Raw genomic sequence first — 12,005 nt, 5'->3', positions numbered from 1 at the left:
TCCGGCGGGCCGGTTCCTATCCGAAGGTGGCGGGGTCGGGCCCGAGGCGGCGACCGGCGTCGAGGGCGTCGATCGCGGCCATGTCCTCCGCGCTCAGCTCGAAATCGAAGACCTCGATGTTCTCCCTGATGCGCGAGGGCGTCACCGACTTCGGGATCACCACGTTGCCGAGCTGGAGGTGCCAGCGCAGCACCACCTGCGCGGCGGTCTTGCCGTACCTGCCGCCGATCTCGGCGAGAACCGGCAGGTCGAGCAGGCCCCGGCCCTGCCCGAGCGGGCTCCACGCCTCGGTGGCGATGCCGTGCCGCGCGTGGAACTCGCGCAGCTCCCGCTGGGCGAGCTGCGGGTGCAGCTCGATCTGGTTGAGCGCGGGGACCACGCCGGTCTCGGCGAGCAGGCGCTCCATCGTGTCCACGGTGAAGTTGGACACCCCGATCGCCCGGACCCGCCCGTCGGCGTACAGCTTCTCCAGGGCCCGCCACGTCTCGACGTACCGGTTCTGCTTCGGCGAGGGCCAGTGGATCAGGAAGAGGTCGACGGTCTCCAGGCCGAGCCGCCGCGTGCTGCCGTCGAAGGCGCGCAGCGCCTCGTCGTAGCCCTGCTGGTCGTTCCACAGCTTCGTGGTGACGAACAGCTCCTCGCGGGGGATGCCGGAGGCGCGCAGGGCCCGGCCGACGCCTTCCTCGTTCTGGTAGAGCCTGGCCGTGTCGATGCTCCGGTACCCGCATTCGAGCGCCGTCGTGACCGCCTTCTCCGCCTCGTCGTCGGCCACCTGCCAGACGCCGAAGCCGAGCCGGGGCATGGGAACGCCGTTGTTCAAGTCGATGTCTTCCATGCCCCCATGCTGCCCCAACGCCCCGGCATGATCCCTTCTGGGTGCGGACCCGCGGTCGGCGTCCATGCGCGCACCTGTACGGGCGGCCCGTCAGACGACGGCGGCCCCGGGCGGACGAGAGGCGGCCGGGGCGCCGAGCCAGGTGTGCAGCGCGGTTCGCATAAGTGCGATGTCACACGGCCGGCCGGGCGCGCTCGCCCAGGCGACGGCGCCGTCCGGGCGGATCAGCGCCGCGGAAAGCTGGTCATGGTCGATGGCGGCGGCCGGGACGACCTTCAACCGGTCTCGCCATCCGGCGGCGGCCGCGATGGCGGGGTGGCCGGCCGGCACGAGGAGGACGAAGGGGCCGGTGATGGTGAACCGGCTGAGCCGCGCGGACCGGAGCTCGCCGTCGCCCGTGGTGACGACGCAGGTGAGGTCGGGGCAGAGGCGGCCGATCAGGGGGTGCGCGTGCGGAGGCGTGTAGGGGAAGGAGTAGCGCGTCGCGAGCCCTCCGAGCATCCGGCCGAAGTACCGGTTCACCTCCGGGATGTCCATCAGGTCGGAGACGATGTCGCGCAGCGCGTCGGTGTGCGGCCCGGGCAGCATGAGTGCCGACTGGGCGCGGGTGTTGTGCAGCACGGCGGCCCCGGCGGGGTGCCGTTCGGCCGTATAGCTGTCGAGCAGTCCGGGGGGCGCCTGGCCGCGTATCTCGGCGGCCAGCTTCCAGCCGAGGTTGACGGCGTCGATCAGGCCCAGGTTCAGCCCCTGGCCGCCGTTGGGGGAGTGGACATGTGCCGCGTCGCCGGCCAGCAGGACACGCCCCTTTCTATAGGTGGTGACCTGGCGGGCGTTGTCGGTGAAGCGCGACGTGTCGGTCATCGCCGTGACGGTCACGTCGACGCCGGCGACGCGCCGCACGCTGGCCTGGAGTTCCTCGCGGGTGAGCGGGCCGTGTGGCTCCTCCTGATCGGGGCTGAAGTCGAAGACTCCGATCATTCCCGGGCCGTGGATGAGCATGCCGGCCGCGGTGCGGCCCGATGGGGGCAGTGCATCAGGGTCGGTGATCTCCACACGGGCTTGGCGGGCCGTCATGAGCGGCGGCGTTCCCGGGAAGTCGAACCCGGCCAGCTTGCGGATCGTGCTGCGCCCGCCGTCGCATCCCACGACGTAGGCCGCTGTGCGTTCGCACCGCCCGCCGGCGGTCTCGGCCGTCACCGTCACTGCGGCGTCGTCCTGGGTGATCGCGGTCACCGTGTGCCCGCGAAGAACGGGGATGCCGAGTTCGGCCGCGTACTCGGCGAGGACGGCTTCCAGGTCGGGCTGCCAGACGAGGGCGCCGCGGCGGTCGGGTTCGTCCCGCGGTGACGGGTCGATCTTGTGGATCCAGGCGAAGTGGTTCTTCTCGCTGCCGTGGTCCCGTGCCTTCTCCGCGGTGCGTTCCGGCTGGTGAGCGGCCAGCCTCTCGCCGAGTCCGCGCCGCTGGAGCGCTTCGAAGGCCAGCGGCCCGACTCCACGCGACTTGCGCTGCGGGGCAGGCTCGGCCAAGCGCTCCAGGATGAGCGGCGAGACGCCGGCCAGGCGAAGTTCGGCGGCGAGCATGAGGCCGACGGGACCGGCTCCGACCACGATCACATCCTCGTGCATCCCATCTCTCCTTAACTTGTTAAATGAACGGGAGCCACGCTGTCCTTAACTTGTTAAAATGTCAAACCGGAGGTGAGCGGAGTGAGGATCGACAAGCGCCGCGTGGCTCAGGTGGCGCTCGAACTGCTGCGGGAGGAGGGCCTGGACAAGCTGACCGTGCGACGGGTGGCGACCGCCTTGGGCGTCAAGGCGCCGGCGTTGTACTGGCATTTCGCCGACAAGCGGGCATTGCTCGACCAGATGACCGAACTCATGCTCGGGCCGGTGGTGGCCGGACTGGGTGGCCCGGGTCCCGCGCAGCCCTGGTGGCTGTGGCTGGAGCGGTCCTGCGATGAGCTCCGGCGCGGCCTGCTCGCCCATCGGGACGGGGCGCGCGTCGCACTCGGCGCCGACGTCACGCGGGCACTCGCGCTCGGCGGTTTCGTGGAGCGCGTCACGGCCGTGCTCCACGAGACGGGCTTCGAGCTCGCGGACGCTTCGCGCGCGGCGGGCGCACTGACGCACTTCGTGATCGGCCGTGCCGTCGAAGAGCAGTCGCGTCCGGCTCCGGACGCCGAACTCGCGATGGTCTCCGACGAACGGTTCCCGTTCCCCACCCTCGCGCGGGCGCTGCGCGAGCGCCACGCGTCCGGTCGCACTGCCGACGAGGACTTCCACTACAGCCTCACGCTCATGCTGACGGGACTACGCGTCCTTCACGAGGACTCGTCGCGGCAACCCGCTGGCGGCTGACCCGCCGACCTGGACATCACACTTCCGGCCAGGGTCCGTTCACCCCGAGTTCCCGCGTACGTCGCATGGGGTGGCTAGGGTGAGCGCGTCGTGAACGAATCCTCACGCGGCGTGGATGACGAGGGACGGCGCCACGCCGCCGGGCAGGGGCAGGCCGTCGCATGGGTGGAGTCCCCCCTGCAGCTTCTGTGCGTCGTCGAGGCGCACAGTGCGGGGCTCCTCGGCAGCATCACCCGGGTGGTGCCGCGGGCGGGGCTGCCCGCGCTCCGGATGACCCGGCGTGAGCTGGGGCGGCTCGGGCTGCCCGAAGGGCTGGAGTTCGCCGAGCCGTCCGAGCGGATTCCCCGGCCGAGCCGAACCTGGGCGGTGGGCGACGCCTTCTCCGGGCGGGTCCAGCTCGCCCTCGTGACGGCCGTTCCCGGGCGCACCGTGCTCGTGGACGACGGGCTCGCCACGATCCGCCTCCTGGAGTTGCTGGTCGCGCGGCGCCCCCTGTTACGCGCCCGCGCGACGGCGAGTTTGGGCCGCAAGGTCCTGGGCGCGGCGGCGGGGTTCCGCCTGCGCACGCGCCGCCCTTCGGTCTTCACCGCGCTTCCCGTGCCCCCCGGCCTCGCCGAGGAGGTGGAGGGCGCGGGCGTCCGGCTCGTCCGGCACGACTTCGCCTGGCTGCGCGCCCAGCCCGCCGATCGGCCGCCGCCGGAGCGCACGGTCGTGCTCGGCACCTCGCTCGTACGCAACGGGCTCATCCACCGCGACCGCTACCTGCGCTGGCTGGAGCGGATCGAGGAGCCCGTCGCGTACTTCCCCCACCGGCGCGAGGACCCCCGCGACCTCGACCGGGTGCGCCGCATCGCCGGCCTGACCGTGTACGACGCCGGAGCCCCGGCCGAGATGACGCTGCGCGACCTGCGGCCCGGCCAGCGGGTGCTGAGCCTGCCGTCCACCGCCGTGACCTCGCTGCGCGTGCTGCTGTCGGCCCGGGGCGTGCCGGTGGAGGCCGTGGACGTGCCGGACGACTGGTGGACCTCCTCGGCCGCCCCGTCCCTCCGTTCCCATCTCCAGTTGTTCGCGCACCAGCCCCAGCAGGTGAGCGGGGCGCCGCCGGACTCTCCCCGTACAAGTGAAGGAAAGGTCGCTCCTTGACCCGTCTGCTCGCCGTGGCCGACTCCGATTCGTACCTCAAGTGGGCCGCGGGCCTGCTCGACGCGCTCCCGGAGGACTGGACCACGGACCTGGTCGTCGTCCGTACCCCCATCGCGCCCTCGGCGGCGCAGATCGCCGCCGCGGTCAGCGGCACCCGGGCCGGGGCCGCGGGGCGGGAACTGCCCGCGGTGCTGCCGGCGCGGCAGTTGCGGCGGACCGCCGAACGGTTCCGGCCCGACGTCGTGCTGCTCGCCTGCACCGGACCCGTCGTGGACGCGCTGGCGGCGGAGACGCTGGCCGGGCTGCGGCCCCGCCCGGTGCTGGTGTCGGGGCTGCCCGGCATCTCCGTGCCCGCGACGGAGAAGGCCTGGCTGTTCCGCAGCGGCTGCGACCTGTTCGTGGTGCACAGCGGCCGCGAGGTCGCCGAGTTCTCGGCCATCGGCCGGGAACTGGGCGGGGGAGGGGCGGTGGCGCTCGCCCGGCTGCCCTACCTGGACCTCGGCGGCCTCGGAGCGGACACCGGCGGGGGCGTCCGCGACCGGGTGGTGTTCGCCACGCAGGCGAAGGTGCCCCGCCGCCGCGAGGAGCGCGAGGACGTCCTGCTCGCCCTGGCCGCGCTCGCGGGGGCCCGGCCGGACCTGGACGTGGTGGTCAAGCTGCGGGCCCGCGACGACGAGCGGCAGACGCACAACGAACGCCACCACTACGAACGGCTGTGGAACGCGCTGGCCGACGAGGGCCGGGTGGATCGCGACCTGGTCCGCTTCGCCGCCGGGCCGATGCACGAGCACCTGTCGCGCGCGGCCGGGTTCGTCACGGTCAGCTCGACGGCCGCGCTGGAGGCCATCGCCGGGAACGTGCCGCTGCTCGTGCTGTCGGACTTCGGGGTGAGCGCCGAGATGATCAACTTGGTGTTCGAGGGCAGCAGCTGCCTGGGCACGCTCGACGACCTGGCGAAGGCGGACTTCCGCACCCCGGACGCGGAGTGGTGCCGGGCCAACTACTTCCACGACGCCTCGGCCACCGACTGGACCGGCCGGGTGGCCGCGCTGGTCTCGGCGGCCCGCGCGGGCACGCTGGAGCCCGCCCGCTCGCTCCTGGACGGTCCCGAGCACGCCGCCGCCCGCCGCCGCGCCCGGCTGCGCCTGGAGGTGCCGCCCAAGGTCCTCCGGTACGGCTACCGCGCCAAGCGCCGCATGCGCCGCTACCTCAAGGCCCTCTAGACGACGGCGTCCGCCGCCCGGAGCGCCCGTCGCAGCGTCTCCGGGCCCGCCGGCAGCAGCGGCAGCCGTACGCCGGGGGCCGGGATGCGGCCCCGCGCGTGCAGGACGGCCTTGACGACGGTGGGATTGGGCTCGGCGAACAGGGCCGCCGACAGGGCCGCCAGGCGGTGGCCGAGCGCCCGGGCCCCGGCGGCGTCGCCCGACCGCCACAAGGTGATCAGTTCGGCGAACCGCGCTGTGGCGAGATGCGCCGAGGCGAGGATCCCGCCGTGCGCGCCGAGCGCCAGCAAAGGTGAGATGACGACGTCGTCACCGCCCAGCACCGCGAAGCCCTCCGGCGGATCCGCCAGAAGCTCGACGGTCTCCGCGTCGATCCCACCGGCGGAGTACTTCACCCCGGCCACACCGGGCAGCCCGGCGAGCCGCCGGAGGGCGTCGGCGGACAGGTGCTGACCCGTCCGGTAGGGCACGTGGTAGACGACCAGCGGCACCGGACTCGCCGCGGCGAGCGCGGTGAAGTGCGCGACCACCCCGGCCTCGCCGGGCCGCACGAACGGCGGCACGAGCGTGAGGGCGGCGGTCACCTCGGGACGGCGGCGCAGCGCCGTCAGCGCCTCCGCAGTGTTCGCGCCGACCAGAAGCTCCGCCGAGCGGGCCCGGCAGACCCCGGCGACCACGTCGAGGACGGCGCGCCGCTCGCCGTCTGTCAGCGAGGCCGGCTCTGCCGTGGTGCCCAGCGCGACGACGCCCGTCGCGCCGGCGTCCAGCACGTCGTGCGCCAGGGCTTCCAGCACTGTCAGGGCGACGGCGCCCTCGACGTCGAAGGGGGTGATCAGTGGGACGTACAAACCGGTCAGTGTCATGACGGCAGCGTCCGGCACCGCGATCTATAAGAACAATTTAATTCTCCTGAATTTATTTATTAGAAACTCTAATCATGGCATCAATGCCGCGTTGCTCTCAGGGGAGCCACTCCTGGAGTCCGGCGAGATGCCCGAGTTCCGCCTCGACGCGCCGCCGGTCGTCGGCGGTGAGCTCCAGACCGCGCAGATCGGCGAGCCAGGGATCGGCGGGCTCACCGAGGACCGTGGACAGGTCGAGGAGGTGACACAGGGCGATGGCCCGCTCGACCGGCGAGGCGTCCGCGCCGTGCCTGCGCACCGCGGACTTGAGCGCACGGAAGGCCTGCAGGTCGTCGTTCTTGAACTCGCGCAGGATCCGCGCGTTGTCGAGCGCCTTGGCCAGGCCCGTCAGCTTCTTCGAGCCGCCGTACTCCAACGCGGCCGGCTCGTCGCGCTGGATGAATATGATCGAATTCCCGGACGGATCCATCAGCGTGAACCGGGATGCGCCGGGGCGGTAGCGGGTAATCCGCGGCAGGCCGGAACTCAGCACCTTCCCGTAGACGCGGCGCATCGCCGCGACGAACGCCGCGTGGTACGGCGCCACGGCGTCGACCATGACGAGGCAGCCGCCGGACTCCTCCCGGGCCGGATCCAGGCCCTTGGGCGCCGGCCCGAAGTGCAGCTGGAATCCGCTCCACCGCAACGCCAGATAGACATAGGGCTTGCTCTGTTTGTAGGTCGCCTCGAATCCCAGCGCCTCGTAGAACGCCAGGGTCTCCTCCACCGACGCGCACGGCATCAAGGGCACCGTCGTCTCGTTCGGCCGGACCGCGGGCTCACTCAAGTCACTCACCTTCCTGTCGCCCGGCGATGGTTACAGCCTTCGGCGGCACTCGCACATGGATCGCTCCAAACGCCGTGCCTCATGTCACCAGGTGCGGCGGGAGCGCTGGGCCGGGAAGGTCACGGGCCAGAACCTGTCCCGCGCTGCCCACCACCAGCCGCACCATCCCCGGCACCCACTTAAACGGCTAGACCACAACGAGAACGGCGGCCTGGAGGACATCACCCGCTCCGACTCCTCCCACGCCTGAGCCGCGGGCGGCGTCATCTCCAACGCCGTCGGCCTCAACCGTTTCTACTTCCGGTCCGGGTTGTGAGGACCGGTTCCTCTCCGTCCTCGCGCAAACCGGTTATCACAGCGGGCAGGTCGTGCAGGGTCTGTTCCCGGGTGCTGCGAACCAGGAAGAAAGTCTCGTCGCGACGCAGAGGAGGAAAGAAGCCGGAGTAGCACAGTTCTGCCTTCGCGAAACCATACGCGGCCATGAGGTTGCGCCTCTGAGCACTGTTCGAGAGCACGATCCCCGTGTCCCAGTCGCTCCCGAACAGCTCCATCGTGAGGATCTTCGCCATGGGGAGGAGGATTCCCGGAATTCCGTTTCCCCGCCAGTCCGGGTGGACCCAATGTCCACCGTAGTGCGCCACCGTGCCGGAGATGACCGGCGTATTCGAAGGCAGAAGAAGATTCAGTGGCCCTCCCATCTCCGAGGGGAGCGGGTCGAACCACAGCCGCATGGAGCTCATGTGCTGCGCGAAGTCGTCCGTATGGATCATTCGAGCGGCGATGCACGCGACAGTCCGTGCGTCGCGGTCCCTGACGTCCAGCCAGTAACTGTTCCCTGGGGAAACGGGACTGTGTTCCGGGTCATAAGTAGGATTTATGCCGTCGGTCGCGGGCGCTGTTCGCATGTGACGGACCCAGTTCGAGACGTCCTCGTCGTGTTTCAGAGTCAGCCGTCGCCGACTGAACCAGGCTTCACACTCGCGAAGGAGATCGTCCAGTACCGTGGCGGCGACTATCCGTCTATGGCCTGTCTCCGGGATCTCGTGGAGCAAAATCCGTACCTCCGAACCGGTGGTGTCGCATGGTGCAGCGGGTCGCTCTTATCCGAGTGGCCGCGGTCTGTCGGTAAGGGCCGGGCTCCTGGGCCGAACCCACGGTGGCCGGTCATCGGATCGCCCTGCGAGATCCCCGCGGGGCCGGCCGTCGTGGGAGATCACCAGTACCTGTTCGGGATGGGTGTGGGTGTGGGCGAACGCGACAAGCGACTGCAGCGCGCCTCTACCGGGGGCGTCCGCTCCGGCTGCGGTGGCCAGCGGGATGTCCGCTTGGTAGCGGTGGAAGAGATCCTGCTCGCCCACGTTCTGCAGGGCGTAGTTCCGCCATCCGGGAACGGGGTCGCCTCGCCTGGCCTGCAGTCCCACGACCGCGTACCCGAGCGGGGCGAAGACGCGGTGCAGTCCCGCGACGGTGGCGCCGGTGCCGAACCCGCACACCAGGTGGCGGATGCCGGGCCAGTCCGCGCGGAGCTGCCGCAGAAGACGCCACGCCCATCGCTCCACGTATCCCACCAGGGCCGGGTTGGTGAACTGCCTGGGCCAGTACCAGCCCGCCCGTTCGTACTCCAGGCACACCTCGTGGGCTTCGCCGATGCTCGTGATCGTGTGCACCCGGCCGCGGAAGCCGCGCCGGGTGAGGTGATCGCGGCCGGACGCGTCGGCGACGGCGACGGTCGGCAGTCGTCGTCTTCTCCCGAGCAGGTCCAGGGCGAGCGCGGTCGAGGAGCCGGAGATCTCGACGAATCCCCGGGCGTCCCGGGGAGCCGCGTTCAGGCACAGCTCGTACGTCAGGTGTTTGAGGCTGCCGGATTCGTACATCCCGCCCCACAGCACGGCGGGGCCATTCTCCTCGGGCCGGGTGAGGGGGAAACGTGTGAGCGTGGCGTTCATGTGGGGGAGACGCGGCCGGCGACCGGGCCTCGCACGTAGCGGTGGTCGAACAGGTCCACGTACAGGTATTCGGGGTAGGACACCATCTGATCGCGTCCCAGCAGGATGCCGCGCATCATCTCGCCGACCATCATCCCGGCCGCGGTGGTGGCTCCGAGAACGCAGGTGGGAGCGTGTCCGCGTCCGGCGAAGCAGGCGTCCCAATACTCCTGGACGACGTAGCTGCCGAGCCCGGGAACGATCTTGGGGAGGTCGATGCGTCCGTCCGGGAGAATGAACAGGTCTTCGTAGAGGGGCGCTTCGGGCTGGAAGACGTGCAGGGCGGCGCCGAATCCCAGCATCAGGCCGGTCATGACGACGATGCCCCGCTTGCGGCATTCCTGATGTAACCATTCCTTGGCCCGGGCGCCGGCGATGTCGATGGTCTCCACCACGTAGTCCACCGGCTTGCCGTCGAATCCCGACAGCAGCGAATCGACGTTGTCCTCCGTCACGCCTTCGGCGGCCTTACGGATGCGCAGCTCGGGGTTGATGTCCTGGCACATGTCGCCGACGACCTCGATCTTCGGCTGACCGAGGGTGCTGTCGAAGCTGCCGATCTGGCGGTTGGCGTTGTGCACCTCGTAGACGTCGAAATCCGCCAGCGTCACCCAGCCGAAGCCCAGGCGGGCCAGATCCACCGCGCACTGCCCGCCCGCGCCGCCCACCCCGGCCACGAGAACATGGGTGTCCGCGACCTTCCGCATCGATTCCTCGTCCAGGATCCCCAGATTACGTTGAAGCCGGGGATTCACGGTGAAGCCTTCCATGGGCAACCTCATTTCTGCACACGGAGCCATTCCGCTGTGGAGTGCCGCAGCGCCCTCGGCAGGCTGAGTCTGTGTTTCGAGCCGGGGCGCGCATCTGGATCCTGTCGAGGAAACGCCTCACGGAGCGCCCGACGGGCGTCTCGGTGTTCGTCTCATCGCAGATGCGCGCGGCTCGCGGATATAGGAGGGGAAGACGGCGGCCGCCGCCCTACTCGGAATGACGGGCCGCCCTTTGACGTCCACGGCGATCGTCGTCGGGTTCCACGCCGACATCCTAGGCATATCCGATGTGACACTGTCAAGATTCTGTGACCAGCGCGAACGTCGTTGCGCTCAGGCGAGTGGGCCGGGCGCCCACTCGCGTACCGGCCCGACGCGCCGTACGCGGGAAGTCGGCGCCACGGGGATGTGTGACGATCCGCGACTTCGACTTCGCGCGGTTAAGGATAATTCCAGCGCCTTTTAAGAGCGGCCATAAGTGATCCTCAAGCATGCTCGCGCACCATGGATGCAGGACATCACGTGAACGATTCGAATTCTCGTTGGGAAATCGTCGTTCATGTGGCACGCGCTCCTTCATGAAGGGCAGGAAGAAGAAAATGAGAACCCGTCGTCTGGCCGCAGCGGCGCTGGTAGCCGGTGGGCTGGCTTTCGGCGCCGTGACCGGCTCCGCCACGGCCGCCTACGCGCAGACCGCTGAGACGTGGCACCTCACGGGGTACTACCAGTATCGCGACCAGTGCTTCAGGGCCGGTTTCCAAGCCATCACCAGCGGCGGTATCGTCCAGGACTTCAAGTGCGAGCTCGCCGGCTCCCGATACGCCCTCTATCTCTACTACTGAACCGCTGACGACTCCGTTCCGGGCCGGCGTTCGCATCGGCCCGGAACGGAACCGCGACTCCACCCGGAAGCCTGTCGACGAGAGTCGGTCTGTCGTTCAGGGCCGGGCTCTCGATGCCGAGATGCCCGTGGATGAGTTCCAGCACCACGTCTCGCTGAGGCACGAGATGGAAACGGTCACCGGCGAGAGCGTGGATGGGACAGTTGAGCGGCGCTCCCTCTTCGTCCGGACCGGACCCGCGTCATCGACAAGGGGAGACACTCCGTGAACGACAAGATCTTTCAGGCCGGTTCCACCGCGGAAGCGCAGTCCATCATGGAGGAGTACCTCGAACGGATCTCCCAGCACGAGGTGGTGCTGGGCGTACGAGCCTCCGCTTTGGATCTGCTGTCCGTCGGCACGGGTGAACGCGTGCTCGATGCCGGGTGCGGGCTCGGGGAGGTGGCACGGGACCTCGCCCGGTTGGTCGGGCCGGCCGGATCGGTCGTGGCCGTGGACCTCAACCCCGCGATGCTGGCGGCCGCGCGGAGAAGGCACGTCGGCGTCCCGGAAGCGGGAACGATCACCTACCGGATCGGGGACGTCGCCTCCCTCGACCACTCGGGCGCATTCGACGTGGTGTGGTGCGAGCGCGTCCTGCAGCATGTGGCCGACCCCGGCTCCGCCGTCCGCGCCCTGGCCCGGACGCTCGGCCCCGGCGGGCGCCTGTGCGTCATCGACGTGGACTGGAGCGGGCTGGTCGTGGACGGAGTGGACCAGACCGTGACCGAGCGGGTTCTGGACGCCTTCCGTGGCAAGGTGTCCCACCCGACCGTCGGCCGTACCCTCCGGCGCAGGCTTCTCCGGGCGGGACTCGTCGATCCCGTCCTGCGAGCGGTCCAGGCGGTGTCCACTCGTCTGGACGACGCGGCATCCGTGGTCCCCGTTCTCGACCGGCGGGAATCAGGCCTCGTCCCGGATGCCGACAGGTCCCTGTGGTTCCGGTCACTGGACCTGGCCGACGCGAGGGGAGAGCTCACGATCGCCCTCCCGATCTACGTGGCCGTGGCCAGGAGACCGCGGTAGCCGGCGGCAGCTCGCTGCGCCGAGCGGCCGAGCCTGAAAGGCGGGTTGTGAATTTTCTCGACGGGCGGCGGTGCGTGGCGGCGGCCGCTTAAGCC

General features: G+C 70.1%; 13 protein-coding genes. 6 read left to right on the top strand and 7 right to left on the bottom strand.

The window, feature by feature from the left end:
• Positions 1–16 precede the first annotated feature (16 nt).
• Complete coding sequence (locus FED44_RS14980) at positions 17–835, bottom strand: aldo/keto reductase (protein WP_111701012.1); 819 nt, start codon at positions 833–835, stop codon at positions 17–19.
• Positions 836–925: 90 nt separating this feature from the next.
• Positions 926–2,461 carry an FAD-dependent monooxygenase gene (locus FED44_RS14975; protein ID WP_138461055.1) on the bottom strand — a complete coding sequence of 512 codons (1,536 nt, stop codon included), beginning with the start codon at positions 2,459–2,461 and terminating at the stop codon, positions 926–928.
• Positions 2,462–2,542: 81 nt separating this feature from the next.
• Here FED44_RS14975 and FED44_RS14970 point away from each other — a divergent pair, with 81 nt between their 5' ends.
• From FED44_RS14970 to FED44_RS14960, 3 genes are all read left to right on the top strand, one after another.
• Positions 2,543–3,193, top strand: a complete 651-nt coding sequence (locus FED44_RS14970; protein WP_138461054.1) for a TetR/AcrR family transcriptional regulator C-terminal domain-containing protein — start codon at positions 2,543–2,545, stop codon at positions 3,191–3,193.
• A 90-nt stretch (positions 3,194–3,283) separates the two neighbouring features.
• Positions 3,284–4,336 carry a hypothetical protein gene (locus FED44_RS14965; RefSeq protein WP_244301944.1) on the top strand — a complete coding sequence of 351 codons (1,053 nt, stop codon included), beginning with the start codon at positions 3,284–3,286 and terminating at the stop codon, positions 4,334–4,336.
• Positions 4,333–5,559: a DUF6716 putative glycosyltransferase gene (locus tag FED44_RS14960; RefSeq protein ID WP_138461053.1), complete on the top strand. Its 1,227-nt coding sequence runs from the start codon at positions 4,333–4,335 to the stop codon at positions 5,557–5,559. Before FED44_RS14965 ends, FED44_RS14960 begins: the two co-directional genes overlap by 4 nt.
• On the opposite strand, the gene FED44_RS14955 is transcribed toward FED44_RS14960, so the two are convergent.
• Entirely contained in the window at positions 5,556–6,422 is an 867-nt protein-coding gene (locus FED44_RS14955) for a dihydrodipicolinate synthase family protein (RefSeq protein WP_111701049.1), read from the bottom strand. The genes FED44_RS14960 and FED44_RS14955 overlap by 4 nt on opposite strands.
• A 97-nt stretch (positions 6,423–6,519) precedes the next feature.
• A complete protein-coding gene (locus FED44_RS14950) occupies positions 6,520–7,248 on the bottom strand; it encodes a VOC family protein (RefSeq protein WP_138461052.1) in 729 nt (242 codons plus the stop codon).
• Positions 7,249–7,339: 91 nt separating this feature from the next.
• Between FED44_RS14950 and FED44_RS35795 the strand changes: the two genes are divergently transcribed.
• Entirely contained in the window at positions 7,340–7,498 is a 159-nt protein-coding gene (locus FED44_RS35795; protein WP_167521478.1) for a hypothetical protein, read from the top strand.
• 34 nt (positions 7,499–7,532) lie between these two features.
• Here the strand turns inward: FED44_RS35795 and FED44_RS14945 are convergent, their stop codons facing one another.
• The 3 genes from FED44_RS14945 to FED44_RS14935 form a co-directional block, all read right to left on the bottom strand.
• Positions 7,533–8,018, bottom strand: coding sequence for a hypothetical protein (locus tag FED44_RS14945; RefSeq protein WP_138461051.1), 486 nt, complete (start codon positions 8,016–8,018; stop codon positions 7,533–7,535).
• Positions 8,019–8,348: 330 nt separating this feature from the next.
• The gene (locus tag FED44_RS14940) at positions 8,349–9,194 is read right to left on the bottom strand and encodes a pyridoxal-phosphate dependent enzyme (RefSeq protein WP_138461050.1); all 846 of its coding nucleotides are present in this window, start codon (positions 9,192–9,194) and stop codon (positions 8,349–8,351) included.
• The gene (locus tag FED44_RS14935; protein WP_187406095.1) at positions 9,191–10,003 is read right to left on the bottom strand and encodes a ThiF family adenylyltransferase; all 813 of its coding nucleotides are present in this window, start codon (positions 10,001–10,003) and stop codon (positions 9,191–9,193) included. Before FED44_RS14935 ends, FED44_RS14940 begins: the two co-directional genes overlap by 4 nt.
• A gap of 599 nt (positions 10,004–10,602) precedes the next feature.
• On the opposite strand from FED44_RS14935, the gene FED44_RS14930 reads away from it, so the two are divergent.
• On the top strand, positions 10,603–10,845 hold the full coding sequence (locus FED44_RS14930; protein ID WP_111701004.1) for a hypothetical protein: 243 nt from the start codon (positions 10,603–10,605) through the stop codon (positions 10,843–10,845).
• A 264-nt stretch (positions 10,846–11,109) separates the two neighbouring features.
• Positions 11,110–11,910 (top strand): methyltransferase domain-containing protein, encoded by an 801-nt coding sequence (locus FED44_RS14925; protein ID WP_138461049.1) that lies wholly within the window; start codon positions 11,110–11,112, stop codon positions 11,908–11,910.
• The last annotated feature ends 95 nt before the right edge of the window (positions 11,911–12,005 follow it).

The organism is Microbispora triticiradicis (assembly GCF_005864065.1).
GTDB lineage: Bacteria > Actinomycetota > Actinomycetes > Streptosporangiales > Streptosporangiaceae > Microbispora > Microbispora triticiradicis.
The sequence above is the reverse complement of the archived record's forward strand: the minus strand, read 5'-3'. Positions and strand labels throughout refer to the sequence as shown.